This is a genomic window from Sanguibacteroides justesenii (assembly GCF_003204205.1).
GTDB lineage: Bacteria > Bacteroidota > Bacteroidia > Bacteroidales > Marinifilaceae > Gabonibacter > Gabonibacter massiliensis.
Window position 1 is genome coordinate 95,898 of sequence record NZ_QJPL01000005.1, and the last position, 20,741, is coordinate 116,638.

Annotated in this window: 19 protein-coding genes; all 19 read left to right on the forward strand. The window is 41.8% G+C overall.

Translation table 11 applies throughout. The features are described 5' to 3' along the window. The 19 genes from DMB45_RS09160 (at position 1) to DMB45_RS09250 (ending at position 20,703) form a co-directional block, all read left to right on the forward strand. Positions 1–1,473 carry an O-antigen ligase family protein gene (locus DMB45_RS09160; RefSeq protein ID WP_052649348.1) on the forward strand — a complete coding sequence of 491 codons (1,473 nt, stop codon included), beginning with the start codon at positions 1–3 and terminating at the stop codon, positions 1,471–1,473. Next, complete coding sequence (locus DMB45_RS09165; protein WP_041502304.1) at positions 1,457–2,353, forward strand: glycosyltransferase family 2 protein; 897 nt, start codon at positions 1,457–1,459, stop codon at positions 2,351–2,353. Before DMB45_RS09160 ends, DMB45_RS09165 begins: the two co-directional genes overlap by 17 nt. Before the next feature lie 3 nt (positions 2,354–2,356). Continuing rightward, positions 2,357–3,520, forward strand: a complete 1,164-nt coding sequence (locus DMB45_RS09170; RefSeq protein ID WP_041502305.1) for a glycosyltransferase — start codon at positions 2,357–2,359, stop codon at positions 3,518–3,520. A gap of 34 nt (positions 3,521–3,554) precedes the next feature. Continuing rightward, positions 3,555–4,673, forward strand: coding sequence for a glycosyltransferase family 4 protein (locus tag DMB45_RS09175; protein WP_041502306.1), 1,119 nt, complete (start codon positions 3,555–3,557; stop codon positions 4,671–4,673). Beyond that, complete coding sequence (locus DMB45_RS09180; RefSeq protein WP_041502307.1) at positions 4,670–5,497, forward strand: hypothetical protein; 828 nt, start codon at positions 4,670–4,672, stop codon at positions 5,495–5,497. Before DMB45_RS09175 ends, DMB45_RS09180 begins: the two co-directional genes overlap by 4 nt. Positions 5,498–5,502: 5 nt before the next feature. Next, positions 5,503–6,204 (forward strand): OmpA family protein, encoded by a 702-nt coding sequence (locus tag DMB45_RS09185; protein WP_041502308.1) that lies wholly within the window; start codon positions 5,503–5,505, stop codon positions 6,202–6,204. Between the two features lie 11 nt (positions 6,205–6,215). Continuing rightward, positions 6,216–6,842 (forward strand): acyltransferase, encoded by a 627-nt coding sequence (locus DMB45_RS09190; RefSeq protein ID WP_041502309.1) that lies wholly within the window; start codon positions 6,216–6,218, stop codon positions 6,840–6,842. A gap of 21 nt (positions 6,843–6,863) precedes the next feature. Beyond that, positions 6,864–8,345 carry an oligosaccharide flippase family protein gene (locus tag DMB45_RS09195; RefSeq protein ID WP_041502310.1) on the forward strand — a complete coding sequence of 494 codons (1,482 nt, stop codon included), beginning with the start codon at positions 6,864–6,866 and terminating at the stop codon, positions 8,343–8,345. Beyond that, positions 8,338–9,564, forward strand: coding sequence for a Coenzyme F420 hydrogenase/dehydrogenase, beta subunit C-terminal domain (locus DMB45_RS09200; protein WP_110688689.1), 1,227 nt, complete (start codon positions 8,338–8,340; stop codon positions 9,562–9,564). The genes DMB45_RS09195 and DMB45_RS09200 overlap by 8 nt, the downstream gene beginning before the upstream one ends. After that, positions 9,561–10,658 carry a polysaccharide pyruvyl transferase family protein gene (locus tag DMB45_RS09205; RefSeq protein ID WP_041502312.1) on the forward strand — a complete coding sequence of 366 codons (1,098 nt, stop codon included), beginning with the start codon at positions 9,561–9,563 and terminating at the stop codon, positions 10,656–10,658. Before DMB45_RS09200 ends, DMB45_RS09205 begins: the two co-directional genes overlap by 4 nt. Positions 10,659–10,667: 9 nt before the next feature. Next, positions 10,668–11,594, forward strand: coding sequence for a glycosyltransferase (locus DMB45_RS09210; RefSeq protein WP_110688690.1), 927 nt, complete (start codon positions 10,668–10,670; stop codon positions 11,592–11,594). A 4-nt stretch (positions 11,595–11,598) separates the two neighbouring features. Continuing rightward, positions 11,599–12,645 (forward strand): glycosyltransferase family 2 protein, encoded by a 1,047-nt coding sequence (locus DMB45_RS09215; RefSeq protein ID WP_052634383.1) that lies wholly within the window; start codon positions 11,599–11,601, stop codon positions 12,643–12,645. Between the two features lie 489 nt (positions 12,646–13,134). After that, positions 13,135–13,296: a DUF4842 domain-containing protein gene (locus DMB45_RS15075; RefSeq protein ID WP_082667041.1), complete on the forward strand. Its 162-nt coding sequence runs from the start codon at positions 13,135–13,137 to the stop codon at positions 13,294–13,296. Between the two features lie 19 nt (positions 13,297–13,315). After that, complete coding sequence (locus DMB45_RS09225; protein ID WP_110688757.1) at positions 13,316–14,455, forward strand: glycosyltransferase family protein; 1,140 nt, start codon at positions 13,316–13,318, stop codon at positions 14,453–14,455. Continuing rightward, entirely contained in the window at positions 14,452–15,606 is a 1,155-nt protein-coding gene (locus tag DMB45_RS09230; RefSeq protein WP_110688691.1) for a glycosyltransferase family 4 protein, read from the forward strand. The genes DMB45_RS09225 and DMB45_RS09230 overlap by 4 nt, the downstream gene beginning before the upstream one ends. Before the next feature lie 16 nt (positions 15,607–15,622). Then, a complete protein-coding gene (locus DMB45_RS09235) occupies positions 15,623–16,474 on the forward strand; it encodes a glycosyltransferase family 2 protein (protein ID WP_041502316.1) in 852 nt (283 codons plus the stop codon). Between the two features lie 5 nt (positions 16,475–16,479). Further along, positions 16,480–17,559 carry an endonuclease/exonuclease/phosphatase family protein gene (locus tag DMB45_RS09240; RefSeq protein ID WP_082027450.1) on the forward strand — a complete coding sequence of 360 codons (1,080 nt, stop codon included), beginning with the start codon at positions 16,480–16,482 and terminating at the stop codon, positions 17,557–17,559. 32 nt (positions 17,560–17,591) lie between these two features. After that, complete coding sequence (locus DMB45_RS09245; protein WP_059025448.1) at positions 17,592–19,520, forward strand: ATP-binding protein; 1,929 nt, start codon at positions 17,592–17,594, stop codon at positions 19,518–19,520. 1 nt (position 19,521) lies between these two features. After that, complete coding sequence (locus DMB45_RS09250) at positions 19,522–20,703, forward strand: glycosyltransferase family 2 protein (RefSeq protein ID WP_041502318.1); 1,182 nt, start codon at positions 19,522–19,524, stop codon at positions 20,701–20,703. Positions 20,704–20,741 lie beyond the last annotated feature (38 nt).

Here is a 20,741-nt window from a genome sequence, read left to right on the forward strand (position 1 = left end):
ATGTCTCTTTGGAACAGATTTATCAATTTCATGTCCTCCCAGGGGTATTTATATATCGGATTACTGTTAGGTATCATCATCATATATAAATTGATTCTCCTGAAAGGGATCATGATGGCCACTCTGTTCGCGTGTTTACCGATTCTTTTACTCGCTTTGGGATGGTTTATAAAGAATCCGTCCCATAGCTTCATTGCCCTGTATGTATTAAATTACGTCATCATGGGCATCAACCGTTATGTACCTCTAAAAAGCGGATTAATCATGACCTCACTCACGTTGGCGTTAATGGTTCTTCTGCTTTTAAGAAACAATTACCAAGCCTTGGGGTTTTCCAAGGCAAAGAACAGTCTGACTTTGTTATGGAGCATCTGGTTAATATACTGTCTTTTCGAAGTATTTAACCCGAATGCCATGTTCGAGCCATGGTCCATCGCTTTCACGACCTATGCTTTGTACCCTTTCGTTATGGCCATTTGTATCCCTTCCCTTTTTCCTAAATACCACCATTTGAAACTCATGCTGATGCTTCTGGCGTTTCTTACTTTATTGGCCTCAGCAAAGGGTTACTGGCAACGTAATCGGGGATTCGACCGAGCTGAATTATACTGGTTATACGTAGGAGGAGGTGCATCTACTCACCTGATATACACCGGCGTACGTTATTTCTCCTTTTTCCCGGATGCAGCCAACTTTGGTACAGGAATGGGGTTTGCCATGATCGTTTTCGGAATCTCCGCGGCATACGTGAAGAACAAGTGGTTAAAAATCTATTTTGCCGTCGCAGCCTTGGCCGGAGGTTACGGTATGCTGATCGCCGGAACAAGAAGCGCCATGGCCGTTCCTTTTGCCGGAATCACGTGCTTTGCCGTTCTAAGTAAGAATTATAAAGGAGCCCTGACTGGTATATTGATACTGATAGCCGCCTATTGCTTTTTTAACTTTACCAATATAGGAAACGACAACGGTTTAATCCGGCGCATGAGAACCGCCTTCAATTTCAACGATGCATCCTTTCAGGTCCGGAAAAAAAATCAGGAACAATTGAAAACCTATATGGCCTCACACCCTTTCGGAATCGGGCTCGGCCTGGGTGGAGGAAAAGCCAAACGATTCAAACCCAAAGCTTTTGTTTCACAAATTCCCACCGACTCTTGGTTAGTGATGACTTGGGTAGAAACCGGAATCATCGGGTTAATTCTATACATGGGTATTATCCTCACAATACTTGCCAGAAGTGCCTATATCATCATGTTTAAACTTAAAAACAAAGAGTTAAAAGGGATATGCTCCGCTCTTTTGAGCGGTATATTCGGCATGGTTGTCTCTTCTTACGGCAACGAGGTCCTAAGCTATCCTAACGGCATGATCGTATTTACCGCCATGGCATTTATATACATGTCAAGATATTACGACAAAGAACTCGAACAATTTGGGAACAAACAACTTGCACCTCATGAACAACCGGCCTGACCTATCAGTTATAACCGTAAATTATAACGGGATGAGAGATACTTGTGAGCTTGTCGAGTCCATTCACCGGTATGTTTCCGTTCCACACGAAATCATTGTAGTGGATAACGGTTCCAAGATGAATGAAGCGAATTTATTACGGGAAAAGTATCCCTGGCTTATCACCATCCGCAGTCAGCATAATTTAGGTTTCGCGGGGGGTAATAATTTAGGCATTCGACAGGCCAAAGGAAAATATATATTTTTACTTAACAACGATACTTACGTCACGGAAGACTCTTTCGGCTTTTTGCTCGAAGCCATCGAAAAGAAGAAGGAGATCGCTGCCGTATCTCCTAAAATTAAATTCGCATTTCCACCACAAAATATTCAGTTTGCAGGATATACCCCCTTGTCCCGTATCAGTTTACGCAACCACCTGATCGGTTTCGGACAACCGGATGAGGCTATCTACGACCAAGCGGTCCCCACCCCCTTCTTACATGGAGCCGCACTTTTATTTAAAAGGGAAATTCTCGAGCAAGTAGGATATCTTCCGGATATCTATTTCCTCTATTACGAAGAATTGGATTGGTGTACCCGGATCACCCGTCACGGCTATGAATTATGGTATGAACCCCGTTGCACGGTTTTTCATAAAGAGAGTCAAAGTACCGGACAGAACAGTCCGTTACGCGCATTCTATTTGACCCGAAACCGACTTTTGTACGCGTGGAGGAATCGAAAAGGACGAGATCGGCTTTTAGCTATTCTCTACCAACTATGTATTGCCGCCCCCAAAAACATCATGGTCTATCTATCGCACGGGCAGCTCAAACTCATCCGCGCGACTGGCAAAGGGATAGCGGCGTTTTTTACATTAAAACATAAATCGGCATAGCTTATGGAGCACATATTACCTATTATGGACTATATCATTTGGTGTATACTGGCAATATCTACGGGTTATCTTCTCGTATTCAGTATTGCCGCACTTCCCAAACGTACTTTTCACTATCCAGCAAGCCGGAAACAACATCGCATAGTCGTGCTATTTCCCGCATACCAGGAAGATGCCGTCATTATAACGGCCGTTCACTCTTTCCTCCAGCAAGACTATCCCCGGAACTTGTACGATGTCGTGGTCATCTCCGACCATATGAAAGAAGAGACGAACAATGAACTGGCTCTGCTACCCGTTCTCCTACTTAAGGCCACTTACGAGAACAGCTCAAAAGCCAAAGCCCTGAACTTAGCCATGGACAAACTTCAAAACGATTACCAAATAGCGGTCATCCTCGATGCGGACAATCGTGTCGATCCTTTGTTCCTGCAACATATAAACAACGCGTACGCCGCCGGTTCCAAAGCCCTGCAAGCTCACAGAAAAGCCAAGAACCTAAACACGGATGTGGCTGTACTGGATGCCGTCAGCGAAGAAATTAATAATTCCATTTTCAGAAAAGGACATGTAAATCTGGGACTTTCTTCCGCCCTTATCGGTTCCGGTATGGCTTTCGATTACGACTGGTTTAAAGAAAATATAAAAAAGATTTTTACCGCCGGAGAGGATAAGGAATTAGAAATTTTACTTTTAAAACAACGCTACTTTATCGATTATTTAGAAGAAGTTTACGTCTATGACGAAAAGACTCAAGGGAACAAGGGATTTTATAACCAACGACGCCGATGGCTTGCCGCACAATACGGTCAATGGCACCGAATCATCCGTGATCTGCCGGGAGCCCTGTTTTCATTTAATATAGACTACTGTGACAAATTATTTCAATGGATGATGCCTCCCCGTTTGTTACTGTTGGGAAGCATCGGATTTTTTGCTTGTCTCTCCCTGTTCATTCATTGGGAGTACTCCTTGAAATGGTGGGGACTGTTTATCATTACTGGGATAACCCTTTGTTTGGCGATACCGGATTATCTTGTCGATGATCGCTTTAAAAAAGCCATCCGTAAAATCCCCTTGCTATTCATCATGATGTTCCTCAATCTATTTCGCATGAAAGGGGTAAACAAAAAATTCATCCATACGGCACACGGAGAAGTAAAATAGATAATTCACGAGAATAAAATTAAAACAAAGGGGTATGAAAATCGCGATAGAAGCTCAACGCATATTCAGAACAAATAAACATGGAATGGACTTTGTAGCCTTGGAAACTATCCGGGAGTTACAAAAACTTGATAAGGAAAACGAATACTTCATCCTTGTCGCACCGGGAGAAGATCGTTGCCTATCCCATAGCTCCAACATGCATATCGTGGAAATCAAATGCCCCACCTATCCCCTCTGGGAACAAATAGCACTACCCCGTGCGCTAAAAAAGATAAAACCCGACCTGTTGCATTGTACCAGCAATACAGCACCAATCCGTTGTTCGGTTCCGCTCGTTTTAACCTTACATGACATTATTTTTCTGGAAAAAAGACAACACAACAATCGTTCCATCTATCAAAACATGGGATGGTATTACCGCCGTTTTGTCGTCCCTCGCGTTTTACCTTCCTGCCTAAAAATCATTACCGTCTCGAATTTCGAACGTAAGCGCATTCAAGAGGCCTTGCATCTTGAACCGGAACAAGTAACGACTGTTCATAACGGTTATAGCAAACATTTTCATCCCATCGATCAACCGGAAGAAGTCACGAAAAAATACTTCGATACGGATAAATACATTCTCTTTTTAGGAAACACAGACCCGAAGAAAAACACCAATCGTACCCTAAAGGCTTACGGGATATACGCTAAACGCTCCAAACATCCTATTCCTTTGGTCATCGCCGATTTAAAAGAACCCATTATCGATGCGATTCTGAAAGAAGAAAAAATGGAATACCTAAAACCGTTACTACGCTACCCCGGTTATATCCCCAACACGGATCTACCGGCCATCTACAGCGGAGCATTCGCTTTTCTATACACGTCATTACGAGAAAGCTTCGGAATACCTATCCTGGAAGCAATGGCTTGCGGAACTCCGGTCATTACCTCTTCCATAACCGCTATGCCTGAAATTGCAGGAAAAAATGCTATCTTAGTAGATCCGTTTGAAGAAAACGAGATTGCCGATAAACTACTTGTCTTGGAAGAGGACAATATATTTTATGACAAACAAGTTACTTACGGGCTGGAACGGGTAAAATCATTCTCATGGGAAAATACAGCCCGAAAACTATTGGAAATTTATAAATCATTACCTTTATGAACAGCTATACATTCATACTTATATCTTTGGTCCTATTTCTATTCCCTTATCTCGGTAAAATTTGGTTCAATAGGAATACGCTCACCTCTACCGTCGTCTCATTGGGATTATTTTGTACCTTCTGCGGTATTATCTGGGCCCTGTTTAATTTCGATGTAAATGATATCGAAGCAGCCCTCCCACAACTGTTGAACCGTATTAAAACGACTTTTTACAGTTCTGTCGCGGGAATGTTGACCTCTATCGTTCTGAAAGTATTTCCGGCATTCTATGGTATCCGTACAACGAAAAACATTGACCGGTCCTCTCCTTCCAAAGAGGATCGCATAGTGGAATTACTATCTAACATAGAACAAAAAATAGGTACGGCAACCTCCTCCGAAACGATCGACAATCTATTCAATAAATTGAACACGACGCTTATCGAATCTCATAAACAACAAATTGAACGAACCGATGAGCTGAGTCACATCAACCAAAAATTATCCGACTCTCTAAAAGCGATCGGGACGGCTATCGAAAAATGGGGAGAGAACACGAATAAAACACACCATACGGATTATGAAAATATTAATAAACAACAATCCGTATTGGACTCTGAAATCATTAATTTGAACGCTTCCTGCAAGAAACTGGATCTGATGATCAACAATACCAAAGAACTTCTGCAAGAACAGATGAATAATGTGGAAGAAAGATTCGTAACCAAATTGGATTCCATGCAGGAGTTCTCACAAACATTATTAGCTATTGTTAGAAAACTGACACAGGATCACAATGCCATCCTCAAGCAACAGCATTCCGAACAAGAACCCCCAAAATAATCGTTATGAGCATTTTTAACGGACAAAACGAAGATAATCATTGGTTTTCCATCGCAGATTTAATGTCGGTTCTAATGCTGATATATATCTTTATCTCTGTTATCTATATCATTAAAATCACTCACGAAAAAAACAGGATTGAAAAAATTGCCGTCTCTTACAATCAACTTCAATACGAATTATACAAAGACCTGGAAAGCGAGTTTAAAGATGATTTGAAAAAATGGAATGCCGTTTTAGATCAATCGACTCTATCCGTCCGCTTCGAAGAACCTATCATATTCTTCAACCGGGGAAGCGCAACCCTCAAAGAGGAATTCAAGGTGATACTTAATGATTTTTTTCCTCGTTACCTGAAAATATTGACATCTGATAAATACCGTGACGATGTCGAAGAAATCAGGATAGAAGGTCATACTTCGAGCGAATGGGCAGAAAATCTGTCCAAAGATGAAATTTATCTGAAAAACATGGAATTATCCCAGGATAGGACACGAAACGTATTGGCCTACTTATTGGAACACCAGCAAAACAACGAACAATTAGCCCTGATTCTCCCGAAAATCACAACGAACGGCTTATCGTCCAGTAAACTGATCATGAAAAACGGCCTGGAAGACAAAGAAGCTTCCCGAAGAGTCGAATTCCGGGTAAGAACCAACGCGGAAAAGCAGATTACAAGAATATTAACCATCCCGTCCAACTAAAAATTACCGTTATGAACATAACCCAATTAAAAGAACGAATAAAACAAAATCCCCGATTAAAGCAGTTCATTCTGACATGGATGGTTCATCCGGTAAAGACCCGGCCGCGGCATTGGCTACGTCTTTTACAACCTTTCTATTTAAAACGGAAAAAAGGGGCCATCATCTACCGTAATGTACGAAAGGATCTGGTACCTTTCAACCCGTTCACTTTAGGCAAAAGGTCCGTTATAGAAAGCTTTTCCACTTTAAACAATATGGTAGGGGAAATCCGTATCGGCAACCATAGCCGCATCGGATTAGGCAACACGATTATCGGTCCCGTTTTCATAGGAGACAAGGTTAATCTCGCCCAAAACATCACCGTTTCCGGCCTGAACCACAATTACCTCGATCCGGACCTGCCGATTATCGACCAAGGGGTATCGACCGCTCCTATTCATATAGAAGATGACGTCTGGATCGGAGCGAACGCCGTTATTCTGGCCGGAGTCACGATCGGCAAACATGCTATCGTCGCGGCGGGAACCATCGTAAACCGTTCCGTCCCCCCTTATTCCGTGTGCGCGGGCAATCCGGGAAGAATTATAAAACAATATGATTTCGTAAAAAAAGAGTGGGTAAAATACAATAAATAATCGACCTTTCAACAACCTATCATGTCAACCTATTCAAACATAGCTAAAACAACGGGAATCATCGGTGCAGTAAAAATAATCATGATGTTTTTCGGAATCATACGTGCCAAAATCATCGCCATGGTTCTCGGTTCTGCCGGTTTTGGTTATTACGGGTTATACAATAGTGTGACGGATTTGGTCTCTACCGTATCCAGTTTGGGACTGAACCAAAGCGGAGTTCGTCAGATCGCCAAATCGAATGTACAAAATGACAGCCAACAAGTCTCCAAGACTTATACCGTACTGCACCTGTCGATTCTGATCACCTCTTTTTTAGGGGCACTATTTATCTGTATCTTTTCCAGAACCATCAGTTTTAAATTATTCAACACGACAGATTATTATTGGGGAGTATGCATTGTCTCTTCAGTCGTATTATTCAATGGTGTTTCCAACGGACAAATAGCCGTTTTAAACGGACTGAAACAAATCAGGAGTATGGCTATCTGCCAAATAATAGGGGCCGTTTTCGGTTCATTATCGACCATCATTCTTATCTTGATTTGGGGAGATGCGGCTATTCCGGCAAGCATAGCCCTGGTCGCTTTAACCATGCTTCTCAGTACCGGTTACTACTTAAAAAAATTGCATTTGAAACCGACCCGCCTCTCTTTTGCCGAGGCGAGAACGGAACTGAAAGGTCTGTTAGGTATCGGTATCAGTCTGTCCGTGGCTGCAGCCGTGGCGAACTTGATGACCTACTTTTCCAGAATTTATCTGAAAGATGCCATGGGAATAGAAGTGGTCGGTTTATACCAATCCTGTTGGACGTTGTCCAACATGTACGTGGGTATGATCCTGTCGGCAATGGGAGTTGACTTTATGCCCCGGATTATGACTTACATTCAAAATAATGCAAAAGTCTCCGACTGTATCAACGAACAGATCGAATTGGGCGTACTGATAGCCGGTATCGGAATCTTAGCAAGCTTCGTTTTTGCACCTGTCATACTCAACCTATTTTATTCCAAAGAATTCGAAACAGGAACGTCTATCATCCGCTGGCAATTGATCGGGGTACTCTTCCGGGTTTTCGGTTTTTCCTTCGGCTACGTTATTACGGCCAAAGGGAAAGGATTGCTATACGTAATCATCCAATCGCTTTTTTTCATATCGGAATACCTATTACTGATTGGATGTATCAAATGGTTCGGACTGGATGGATTGGGAATAAATTATTTCATAGCCTACCTGCTCTATATCTTCGTCGGGGGGATTACCTGCGCCAAATTAGTCGGTTACCGTCCTTCTGCCTTTTTATTACGAATCACGGGCATCCTGTTTATTTTTATTTGTATCGTAGCCCTTTTAAACTATCTCATAACAGATCCATGGATTTTCTATGGAATCAGCTCGTTAGTGCTCGCCATCGATCTTTATTGGACACATAAAACATTAACAACCCGGATGGGAATAAATCTTGTACAACTCGTCCGGTCTAAATTGAAGAAAAATGCCTGATCTACCTTCTCATAAAAACTGTAGCGGCTGTCTCGCTTGTATAGATTGTTGCCCGGTGCAAGCCCTTTCAATGAAACGGGAGAACGGCTTTTTTCACATCGCCGTTCATCACGCCACCTGCATAAATTGCAAATTATGCGAGAAAGTTTGTCCGAATCTGACTTTCAAGACTTCGAACAAGGAGACTGATGCGAAAGTATACGCCGTCTGGTCCCTGAATCAAAACATCAGATTTCAGAGTGCCAGCGGAGGAGCTTTTGCTGAATTAGCCCGCTATTTTCTTGCAACCGGAGGTCACGTGGCAGGAGCTGTCTTGGAAAACAACCGGGTCTTTCATAAATTCATTCATCACGTCGATGATTTATCTCAATTACAAAATTCCAAATACATCCAAAGCGATACCATAAACATATACAAAGAGACTCGTAAGCTCTTATTCCGAAACGAGAAAGTACTTTTTTCCGGAACTCCTTGTCAAATCGCCGGACTCTTTCAATTCCTGAAAAAAGACAATATTGAAAATTTACTTACAGCCGAGATCGTATGCAACGGAGTAGAATCGGAACTCGTCTTGCAAGATCATTTAGGCCATTTCCAAGCCGATCACATCATTAGTTTTCGAGACAAAACACAGGGTATGAAATCTTACGGGACAACCACCCTTTCCATACACGGCGATCCCCGCAAAATACGGCAACAAGAAGATATTTTCGCCCGTTTCTTTTTCGGGGGATTGACCTTGCGCCCCAGTTGCTATAACTGTCCGTTTTCAATCCTACCGAGAACAGCGGATATTACATTGGGTGATTATTGGGGAAGTGACGAATGGCCGGAAGAAACAGAGAAGGGGATATCCCTTTTTATCACCAATAACGCCAAGGGAACATCAGCTTTTGAAGAATTGCAAGAATCCGGAAATATCGAATCCAATCCCGTAAACTGGGAAAAATGTTTACCTTACAACCCTCGTATATTCACCGGAAAAAATTATTTACAATACCATCCGGCAAGGATGTTTTCAAAGCTTATCCGTCTACTTCTCCCGGCCAAGCTGCAACGGAAGATTTTTTCCCATCCGGTACCGTTTGCCTTTGACAAGTTCAGCCTGAAAATCATTAGCTTCATCGCTAATTATTTTTCATCCCGAACGGGTAAAAAGTGTCAGGAAACTGCCGCCCGGATGAACCGATTCACAAACGAAAAAAAGGAAGTCATATGAAAATAGGGATATTAACTTTTCATCGAGCGCATAACTACGGAGCTGTCCTGCAAGCTTTCGCTTTGCAGGAATATTTGCGTAAAGCCGGACACGACGTGAAAATTATCGATTACAACCCGCCTTTTCTTGAAGCCAATTACAAAATCTTCGCCTTCAAAAAATTTTTGACGACTAAGGTTCATGTCTACTATTTGCTCAAAGGAGCGGCCATCGAGTTATTGACTCTTCCGGCCAGGACAAAGCGTTACAAAGCTTTTGACTCTTTTATTCGTTCTAAGTTAGCCCTCTCTACTCCAACCGTTTACCATAAAGAAGAGATTCCGAAAGATTTCGATGCCTACATTTTCGGTAGCGATCAGATCTGGAATCCGAAAATAACCAAAGGATTCGACGATGTTTATTTCGGTTTGTTCTCTTCTCGTCCGGAGGCACGAAAAATCGCTTATGCGGCCAGCATGGAGACATCAACCCTGAACGACGAAGAGAAAGAATACCTCGGCAAGTCCTTATTTCAAATGCACGCGATCGGTGTACGAGAGTCAAAATTAAACGCCCTGTTACAACCTCTCGTTGAGCAAAAGATTCAAACCGTAGCGGATCCGACCATCCTATGTACAAGAGAAACATTCGACAATATTGCCGTAAAACCGGATTTTCAAGGCAAATACGTACTCGTATACCAGGTAAGGATTATGCCGGAAACTCTCTCTTTTGCCCAAAAATTAGCAGACCGAATCGGGGGAAAGGTCATACAATTGGTATCTACTCCCGTTTTAACGAATCGTCCGGGAGTATACAACTGTGCCTCTCCGGAAGAATTTATCGGCTGGTTTAAACATGCCGATTTCGTGGTAACGACCTCTTTTCACGGAACCGTATTTTCCCTCCTGTATCAAAGAAATTTTTATGCCTTGGAGATCCACTCCATAAGCACGCGTATCCGCTCGTTACTTCAAGATGTGGAACTCTCGGAACGTTACGTAAAATCGACAAGCCAACCGGACACCATGCCCATCGATTTTACCCGGGCAACACAGCGTTTAGCCCGGTTACAACAGGAATCAGCCTTATTTTTACAAAATGCATTAAAATAAAATGGCAACATGGAACAGCCTAAAGTCAGTATCATTATACCCATATACAACACGGAAGCTTACCTCAAAGCGACTGTCGATTCCATCCTCCGGCAAACACTATACGAGATTGAAATTCTTCTCATCAATGACGGTTCCACCGACAGAAGTTTACGGATCATGCAGGACTTAGCTGCATCCGATAATCGTATCATCCTATTTTCACAAGAAAACAAAGGATTATCCGCCACGCGCAACCAAGGCCTGGCTATGGCAAAAGGAGAATATATCTATTTTATGGACAGTGATGATCTATTAGAAGCAACGACCTTAGAGGAGTGTTATTCCAAATGCCAGACTCTTCGATTGGATTTTCTATTTTTCGATGCGGATACTTTTTCAGATGACGACCATATACGTTTAGACAATAAGTATTCTCGGACACAAGGTTTGGAAGATCGCATCTACAACGGGGTCGAAATGCTGAATTTGCAATTGGATACCTTCCGGTTTCAATCGTCAGCCTGCCTGAGCTTTATCCGACGCTCATTTTTAGAACGTATAAAACTGATATTCCTACCCGGAATCATTCATGAAGACCAACTATTTACCGCCCAACTTTACATGTCGGCCGACCGGATAGGATTTATCGCAAAACCATTTTTCAAAAGGAGGATAAGGGCAAATTCCATCATGACCCGAAGATTCTCATATCAAAATATGAAATGCTACTTTATTGTTTCTTCAAAATTATTGGAGTTCAGTGAAGACAAAAACAACGAGATAAAAAAAACCGTCCGCCGGTTTATCTCTATCATGTTAAACGCAACCGTCTATAGAGGGAGGGAAATGACGGTAAAAGAGAAATTCCGTACCCTTGGCAGATTCCTTTTTTCCTATCCCCGCCTTGTTTCCGTTAAAAGCATGCTGAGACTGTTTATCACTAAAAAATCTTGATCCCATGACCTACAAAGTAACTTTAGCCATGCCTGTTTATAACGTGGCCCTCTATATAAAAGAAGCCCTGCTCTCAGCTCTTAATCAAGATTTCGACGGTTTGGAAATCCTTTTGTTAGATGATAAAGGAAACGACGGTAGTCTCGATATCGTCAGAGAAATACTCCGTACCCATCCCCAAAGGGAAAAGGTAAGGATCATAGACCAAGAAAGAAATCAAGGGCCTGGATCAGCCCGCAACCGGGCCATAGAAGAAGCCCGGGGAGAATACATCCTGTTTATGGATAGTGACGACCAACTCTCTTCCGATTGTGTCGAAACACTATACCAGAAGGCTATGGAATATCCTCAGGCGGATATCATAGCCGGGAATACAGCCTATGTCATGCCTTCCGGAGAAAAGCGTTATCCCTTTCACAAACGTCAATTCTCCGTATTGGTCTCCCCCGAAGAGGTAATGAACTTCTATGTTAATCCCGATACATTAATGGGGCTCGCCACGTGGAACAAACTATTCAAGATCAGTTTTTTGAATGAATTTCACATTCGCAATAAAGAACATCGAATACTCGAAGACCGTTATTTCTTTATTCAAGAGTGCATGAATGCCCGGTTTGTGGTCGCTTTGGAAAAAATCACCTATTACTATCTAATCCGGGAAGGATCCACTTCCAACTCGGATGCAGAACGTTACTCCATCACCCGTTCTCTCCTGCTGCAACGCGCAGAATTAATAACGGACTGTACTCATTACGTTATGAACCACCCCGATCCTTTGGCCCGCGAATACGGGACAATAATCGTACTGGAACATATCCGGCAACTCCTACCGCTTGCAGCCAATTGCCGATATGTCACCTACCGGGAAAAAAGAAAAATAATAGAGTCCTTGCACGATTCCCAATTATTCCAATTAGCCCATACGTCCGGTTTGATAAAAAAACGACTGAACAATAAACGATACCGGATACTATTTTTTAGTTTTAAATTACCGGCTCTTTTTTATCCAATATGCTGGATATTTATTGAAAAAATACACCGAATAATTTGATTCAAAATAAGTTTACCCTATTAAAACATTTATTTACCGCCCAATTTATGTATATTTGTATAGTAGATATTTTGTTAAATTTATTCTACTTGGCATATATTTAGTCTTTAATAATACTCTAAATAAACAAGGTTATGAGAGAGAAAATACTCCAAAAGGTACTGTCGGTCATATTTTTTATCGCTATATTAATCGGATGTCAGAAAGATTATTTTGACCCGGAATATTTTGAAAAAAATTACATCATTCAAAATATCCCTAAAAATTTCGATTGGTCGAATATTTCGACCCTGGATGTGACAGTCCTCCCTTATGACACCCATAACAACAAATATTTTTATACCATCGAAATATTTGACGAGAACCCAGTATTCGAAAAAGAGAAGGCGATCCTATTGGCCAAAGGGGTAGGCAGTCAGAATCAGACGTTTCAAACATACGGCTCTGAGCAATATCAGTCGTCCCATAGAAGAAAGTACGGACGGTTTGATGTGGGGCTTGCTGGTACCCCGTTCTTTCCGTTATCCGTCCGAAGCGATCTCGATACTAAAAGCATACCCGGATTTCGAAAAATGGGTAAAATCAGGAGGTACAAATTATTTGGAATGGTATAAAGCCCCCAGCACAAACGATGCGTACATTTACAGATAACGGTAGAAACACGATTCCTATGAAAATGCTTTTTTTAATTTTTCATGGCTTTGCCGAATATAACGGCATCAGTAAAAAAATATTTTATCAAAAAGACGCGTTGAAAGCCTGCGGATGGGATGTCCGGTTTTGTTATTTGGACTCGGATGCGGAGGGCAATCACATCCGACGGGTCGAAGAAACAATAATAGATAACTACGGGAAAGGATGGATCGCCAAAATAAAAAAACGAACGGCATATAGCCACCTGTACCGGTATATACTGGACAATGACATCCGTTTCGTTTATATGCGATACGATCATAACGCCAATCCGTTCCTGATCCGCTTTCTAAAAAAATTACGTAAAAAAGGAATTAAAACTGTCGCAGAAATTCCTACCTATCCCTATGATCAAGAGTATAACGGTCTGGCTTTAAAAGAAAAACTAATGTTGTACGCGGATAAATTTTTCCGGACATCCATGGCTAAACAACTTTTTCGGATCGTGACATTTTCCGGCTATACCTCCATCTGGCATGTTCCCACGATCAACATCTCCAATGGAATCGATTTCAGCCGGATAAAATTAAAAACACAAAACGACTATTCACTCCGAGAGTTTCATCTGACGGGGGTGGCAGACATGCATCGCTGGCATGGCTACGACCGTATCGTGGCCGGCATGATAGAATATTATAAACAACCGCACGATACGGACGTGTATCTCCATCTGGTCGGAGGAGGAATGCCGGATATTTTAAACGAACTCCATCAAATGGTCACGGACCATCATTTGGAAGAAAAAATATTTTTCCACGGCCCCGTATTCGGGGAAGAATTAGACAATATATTCGAACAAACAGACATGGGAGTTGCCAGTTTAGCCAGGCATCGTAGTCAAATTTCAAAGATCAAAACTTTAAAAAACAGAGAATACGCCGCCCGGGGAATTCCATTCGTCTATTCCGAAACAGATGAAGACTTCGATCGTATGCCCTATATCATGAAAGCCCCGGCCGACGATTCGCCTATAAATATCCAATCTCTTGTCGACTTCTGGCAAACGCACCCCTTTATACCGGCAGAAATTCGGAATTCCATCGAACCGGCTCTTTCGTGGACACAGCAAATGCAAAAAATAACCGATGTCGTAACCTCAAGCAAAACTGAACCATGAATCTTAAAATAGCTTATTGTATCCCCTCTCTCTATTACCCGAGCGGCATGGAACGGGTTCTTACCTTGAAGGCGAACTATTTCACAGAAGTCTTTAACTATGAAATCTATATCATCATCACTGACGGGAAAGAAAAGGCTCCTTACTATCCGCTTTCTCCGAAAGTGAAACTAATACAATTGGATATAAACTTCGATCACCTTTACGGTCAACCCCTCCATAAACGAATTGTCGGATACCGGAAAAAACAACGACTATACAAAAAACGTTTGAAGGAGATCCTTTGCAACATTCGTCCGGATATCACCATATCCATGTTACGGAGAGAGATCAATTTTATCAACTCCATACCGGACGGTAGTATAAAACTGGGTGAAATCCATTTTAACCGTTCCAATTACCGGGATTTCAGCAACGAAAAGTTACCGCATTGGTTGCAACAAATAATAGCCAAATTCTGGATGAATCAACTGATACGGCAATTGAAGAGATTAAAGAAATTTATTGTTCTTAGTCACGAAGACAAAGGATATTGGAAGGAATTGGACAACGTCGAGGTAATTTATAACCCGCTCTCTTTTTTTCCCGACAAAACTTCTTCTTTGGAGCCGAAACAGGTCATAGCCGTCGGAAGGTACGTACCGCAAAAAGGATTCGACCGCCTGATCGATGCCTGGCAATACGTGGCCCCCAAACATCCGGATTGGACATTAAAAATATACGGCGACGGCATGCGCTCTCAATTAGAGGCCCAGATACATCAATTACAATTGGAAAAATCATGTATTTTAGAACACTCCGTCACTGACATCGTTGATAAATATTGCGAAAGCTCTATATTTGTCTTGAGTTCCCGTTTTGAAGGATTCGGTATGGTCATTATCGAGGCCATGGCTTGCGGTGTTCCCCCCGTTTCATTTACCTGCCCCTGCGGCCCCCGGGATATTATTCAGGATGGACAAGACGGCCTCCTTGCAGAAGACGGCAATATAAAACAATTAGCAGAAAAAATATGTTATTTAATCGAAGGGAACGAGGAAAGAAAAAGAATGGGAAAAGCCGCACGTATACACGTGGAAAGATTCAAAATAGAACACATTGCCGAGCAATGGAAACATCTTTTTGAACAAATATTACCTCGAAAAATATAAACAAAAATCAGCAACTATGTCTTGGTATTCAAAATATCTATCCGTTTACAATAAAACCTATGATGAAATTCCCCCCCAAACACTACAAGAAATAAGGGAGAAACTACAACGTATCAATCAATCGGAACAACCATTAGTATCCGTTGTCGTCATTGCTCATAACGAAGAAAAACATTTGGCTGCCTGCCTTTGGTCCCTTAGCGATTCCCTTTGCCGTTATCCTATGGAGATCATAGGAGTGGACAATAGCTCTACGGATCGTACGGCGGATATTTATAAAGCTTCCGGTATTCCTTATTACAACGAAACACGAAAAAGTTGCGGATATGCCCGCCGATGTGGTTTGGAACAAGTCCGAGGTAAATATTACATCTGCATCGATTCCGACACCATGTACCCTCCCCGCTACGTGGAGACCCTTATCCAAAAATTAGAACAACCGGGGGTTGTTGCCGTATCTTCTCTCTGGAGTTATATTCCAGATAAAGATCACCCGTGGTTAGGTCTCAAAATATATGAATTCATGAGAGATACCCATCTCTTTTTACAATCTTTCAAAAGACCGGAACTAAGTGTCCGGGGATTGGTGTTCGCCTACAAGGTCGAATACGGGAAAAAAGTCGGCTACCGTGTCGACATCATCCGGGGCGAAGACGGATCTATGGCTTTGGGGTTAAAGAAATTCGGAAAAATCGCTTTTGTTCGAAAAAGAAAAGCACGGGCTGTAACAGGATACGGAACGGTAAGTGCGGACGGCTCCTTTTTCAACAGCTTTAAAACACGAATCATCAAATACCTTTCAGGTATGAAAAGTTATTTTACCACCAAAACAGATTACAAAGACGAAGATTCAAATCTTATCAAATAAAAATTATGGCAGCACTTCGATTCATGCTTTCTTTATTAATGATTCCAATTACGTTGTTCATCGCACTAAGTAGTATTACGGGAGCATTGGCCGTTTATGTTCATCCGGAAACCTTCTGGGCCATCGCTATTCTCGGCTTACTCCTTCCTGTCACATTAACTATGAACCTCCTGCTTTGTATATATTGGGCGATTAAAAAAAAGAGGTGGATTTCCGTTCCCATCGCAGCGATCCTGTCAAATATCCCTTATCTTTTATCCTTATTCCAATTTTCACCCTCTTCTAACCCCGAGAACGATAAGATTCGCATCGCGACCTACAACATTTTAAATTTTAAGAACTTAGAATCCAATCATACCTCCATTCCCGATATCGTGAATTTCTCGGAATCGAATAACGTGGATATTCTCTGTTTGCAAGAATACGGTGAGTCCAATCAAGAAAACGCAATCTCTCCGACTTCCCGTTTTTTAAGTTTACCTTATTCGGCTAAAAGCTGGTCGCACCAAACCCATACTTCCAATTACGGAATTGCCATATTGAGTCGCTACCCCATCATCTCCTCCCAAAATATAAGCTTTGATTCCCCGACAAATAATGCCATGTGGGCAGACATAAAGATCGGGCAAGATACGATTCGCATTTTCAACGTACATATGCAAACGACCAATTTCAGCCAAAAAGAGAAACAATTACGCCAACAACTTTTGAAGGACACTCCGACAGGCGGGAAAAAGGCGGTAAAAGAAATCATTATGACGTTAAAAAATAATTTAGAGATACGGGCTCAACAAGCGGAATTATTGCGATCCATCATCGATACTACCCGGTTTCCGACTATCGTATGCGGAGATTTTAATGATCCTCCCACTTCTTACGTCTATCGTAAAATCAGAGGGAAACTGAAAGACAGCTTTATGACAAGCGGAAACGGATACGGATATACTTACCGTAATCTTTGCAAATTATTCAGGATAGACTATGTATTATATTCTCCTGAAATTCACGGGACTTCCTATCGCTCTCCCTCCCTCCCCTGGAGTGATCATAATCCTGTTGTTACAGGGATCGAATTAGTAAAATAATATTATCTTTGCTTACCTATAATTATTCGGAAATGGAAAATGATTTACCTCGTACGGACCCTATTCAACAGAAAACCTCTTCGGAGAAAGATTATCCCCCTTCTCCTGAAGAAACAGAGGAGATCATTCAAGCCATGAATTCGTCTAATGAAGAGATATACGCACTCAGAACCGACGGATCTCTTTATTATGCCAACGATCAAACCAAGATAAGTTACAATTTAAATAAACCGATCTCTACCTATTTTATTTGGGATTTTCATTTGGAAATAACTCAGAAGAATTGGCCTGAAAAATTAAAATTCTTCAGGGAGAACTCAACAGGATGCAGGTATATTTCCAGGCATAAATACCCGGACGGAAGCAGTAGACCCGTAGAAATAGTCTCCAGAATCATAAATTACCAGGGAGAAGAAAAAATATGGGTATTTTGCAGGGATATCTCTTCAACCATACGACACGAGAATAAGATTAAAGAATTAAACAGTCTGTTTAATTCCGTCTTAGATAATATTCCGGTCTATCTCTTTGTTAAGGATACCAAAGACCTCCGTTACCTGTATTGGAATAAAGCGTTTGAAATACATTCACATATTCCGACCGACTGCGTTATCGGTAAAACCGATTTTGAAATATTTCCCAATGAAAAGGATGCTGAACATTTTAGAAACGACGATCTTCGTTTATTAAGTACGGGCAAGGATATCGAATTCATCGAAACTTACCAAAACAAGTCAGGAGAATTACGTACCGTCAAAACATTAAAAACCCTAATCCGGGACGATAAAGGAGAGCCTACTTTTTTAGTGGGAATTTCATGGGATATCACGGATATGAAAAATTCTGAGCAAGAACTCATCAAAGCCCGGCTAAAAGCAGAACAATCGGATCGGTTGAAATCGACTTTTCTATCAAACATGAGTCACGAGATCAGAACTCCGCTTAACGCCATCATCGGTTTTTCCCGGTTGATCTGCGATCTTCCGGATCAGGAAGAGAAACGGAACTACATGGAAATCGTAGAGAATAACTCGGAATTACTCATCCAACTCGTCAACGACATACTCGATTTATCCAAGATCGAAGCCGGAACCCTGGAGTTTTACGATAAACCGACTGATATCAGCGAATTATGCCAAAAGATTTTGCAGATGTATCAACATCGTACGGCAAAAAACGTAACGCTGTTATTGGACCTCCCCGCGGAGTTAATCATACAGATCGATGGAAACAGACTGGCACAAGTCCTTTCCAATTTAATTACCAATGCTATAAAATTCACGTCCAAGGGGTACATCCGTTTCGGATATCATTTGTTAGGAGAAAAAATAGAATTTTATGTGATAGACACGGGATGCGGTATCCCACGCGAAAAATTAAATGATATTTTCAGCCGTTTTACCAAGCTCAACTCCTTTTCTCAAGGTACGGGACTCGGTCTTGCCATCTGCAAAATGATCGTCCAAAAAATGAAAGGGGAAATCTCCGTTGAATCGGAATTAAATAAAGGCACTACATTCAGGTTTACGATTCCTTATCGTTCGACTCCATTAAAAAGCACGGAAGAACCTGTAAATCGAATCAACGTAAAAGAAGAGATGGACACACAATACACGATTCTAATCGCAGAAGACGTAGAAAGTAATTTCTTGCTTCTAAAAGTCCTGATAGGTAAAAAATATAAACTATTACACGCCTGGAATGGTATTGAAGCGATTAAATTGTTTAATGAAGAGAAACCGGATCTCATCCTCATGGATATTAAAATGCCGGAAATGGACGGTTTGGAAGCGACCCGTATTATTCGGGAAAAATCCAAAGACATTCCAATCATCGCTTTAACAGCTTTTGCTTTTAACGATGATCGTACCCGGACGTTGGAAGCCGGATGCAATGATTTTTTGACCAAACCGATATCCTCGTTACTCTTAAAAGAAACCCTCGAAAAATATTTAAAATAAGATGCTCGGAATAGACTATTTTTTCTGGATAGCCGCCATTATCGTTCTCTATACCTACATAGGCTACGGCCTCCTTCTCTATTTACTCGTCAAAATAAAAGAAAAACGACACCCTGTTCAACCGTTATACCTGCAAAAACCGCCCCCGACGGCAACCCTCCTAATTGCCGCCTATAACGAGGAGGATATAGTGGATTTGAAAATGGAAAACTGTAACCGGCTCAATTATCCGAAAGGTAAACTAAACATCGTATGGGTCACGGATGGAAGTACCGATAACACGAATCTAAAATTAGCTGAATATCCGGAGATCACAGTCTTGCACGTCCCCGAAAGAAAAGGAAAAACAGCTGCCCTTAACCGGGGAATGCAATATATACATACCCCTTTCACTGTATTTACAGATGCCAATACCATGTTAAACCAAGAAGCGATCCGGGAGATCCTAACCCCGTTTTCCGATCCCGTTGTGGGTTGCGTCGCCGGAGAAAAGCGAATTGTTGTCGAAGATAAAGATAACGCTGCCGCAGGAGGAGAAGGTTTTTATTGGCGATACGAATCCAAACTGAAATCGTGGGATTCCCGCCTGTATTCAACAGTAGGAGCTGCAGGAGAACTTTTCGCCATCCGTACTTCACTTTTCAAAACCATGCCGGAAGATACGCTATTAGACGACTTCGTCCTATCCATGAGCATTGCCTCTCAAGGCTATAAAATCGCTTACAGAGATGCGGCATACGCCATAGAATCCGCCTCCGCCGATATCGGGAACGAACAAAAAAGAAAAGTACGTATTGCCGCCGGCGGACTGCAAGCTATATGGAGGCTACTCCCCTTGTTGAATATCTTCCGTCACGGCATATTAAGCTTTCAATACATCTCCCACAGGGTCTTGAGATGGTCGATCACACCCGTACTTCTCTTTCTTCTGTTTCCTTTAAATATTCTACTCGTCAGTCTAAGGCCGGAACAAACAGGCTACATGATCCTGCTCGTCCTTCAATCTCTATTTTATCTTATGGCAACTGGAGGAAGTATTCTGCAACGACGACACATCAAAGTAAAAATTTTATTCATTCCTTATTACTTCGTATTCATGAATCTGAATGTAATAAAAGCCTTCTTCTATTTACAGAAACACAAAGGGACTGGAGCCTGGGAAAAGGCCAAAAGAAAACAATAAAGCCTCGAACCTACACGTGTTCCACGGCACTACCGAAC

What these genes read in the sequence shown, in the direction of transcription:
- DMB45_RS09180 (WP_041502307.1), top strand. Translation starts at nt 4,670, where the DNA reads ATGAACAGCTATACATTCATACTTATATCTTTGGTCCTATTTCTATTC.
- DMB45_RS09210 (WP_110688690.1), top strand. Translation starts at nt 10,668, where the DNA reads ATGGAACAGCCTAAAGTCAGTATCATTATACCCATATACAACACGGAA.
- DMB45_RS09245 (WP_059025448.1), top strand. Translation starts at nt 17,592, where the DNA reads ATGGAAAATGATTTACCTCGTACGGACCCTATTCAACAGAAAACCTCT.
- DMB45_RS15075 (WP_082667041.1), top strand. Translation starts at nt 13,135, where the DNA reads ATGTGGGGCTTGCTGGTACCCCGTTCTTTCCGTTATCCGTCCGAAGCG.
- DMB45_RS09240 (WP_082027450.1), top strand. Translation starts at nt 16,480, where the DNA reads ATGGCAGCACTTCGATTCATGCTTTCTTTATTAATGATTCCAATTACG.
- DMB45_RS09160 (WP_052649348.1), top strand. Translation starts at nt 1, where the DNA reads ATGTCTCTTTGGAACAGATTTATCAATTTCATGTCCTCCCAGGGGTAT.
- DMB45_RS09235 (WP_041502316.1), top strand. Translation starts at nt 15,623, where the DNA reads ATGTCTTGGTATTCAAAATATCTATCCGTTTACAATAAAACCTATGAT.
- DMB45_RS09200 (WP_110688689.1), top strand. Translation starts at nt 8,338, where the DNA reads ATGCCTGATCTACCTTCTCATAAAAACTGTAGCGGCTGTCTCGCTTGT.
- DMB45_RS09195 (WP_041502310.1), top strand. Translation starts at nt 6,864, where the DNA reads ATGTCAACCTATTCAAACATAGCTAAAACAACGGGAATCATCGGTGCA.
- DMB45_RS09170 (WP_041502305.1), top strand. Translation starts at nt 2,357, where the DNA reads ATGGAGCACATATTACCTATTATGGACTATATCATTTGGTGTATACTG.
- DMB45_RS09190 (WP_041502309.1), top strand. Translation starts at nt 6,216, where the DNA reads ATGAACATAACCCAATTAAAAGAACGAATAAAACAAAATCCCCGATTA.
- DMB45_RS09185 (WP_041502308.1), top strand. Translation starts at nt 5,503, where the DNA reads ATGAGCATTTTTAACGGACAAAACGAAGATAATCATTGGTTTTCCATC.
- DMB45_RS09215 (WP_052634383.1), top strand. Translation starts at nt 11,599, where the DNA reads ATGACCTACAAAGTAACTTTAGCCATGCCTGTTTATAACGTGGCCCTC.
- DMB45_RS09165 (WP_041502304.1), top strand. Translation starts at nt 1,457, where the DNA reads ATGAACAACCGGCCTGACCTATCAGTTATAACCGTAAATTATAACGGG.
- DMB45_RS09175 (WP_041502306.1), top strand. Translation starts at nt 3,555, where the DNA reads ATGAAAATCGCGATAGAAGCTCAACGCATATTCAGAACAAATAAACAT.
- DMB45_RS09230 (WP_110688691.1), top strand. Translation starts at nt 14,452, where the DNA reads ATGAATCTTAAAATAGCTTATTGTATCCCCTCTCTCTATTACCCGAGC.
- DMB45_RS09225 (WP_110688757.1), top strand. Translation starts at nt 13,316, where the DNA reads ATGAAAATGCTTTTTTTAATTTTTCATGGCTTTGCCGAATATAACGGC.
- DMB45_RS09250 (WP_041502318.1), top strand. Translation starts at nt 19,522, where the DNA reads ATGCTCGGAATAGACTATTTTTTCTGGATAGCCGCCATTATCGTTCTC.
- DMB45_RS09205 (WP_041502312.1), top strand. Translation starts at nt 9,561, where the DNA reads ATGAAAATAGGGATATTAACTTTTCATCGAGCGCATAACTACGGAGCT.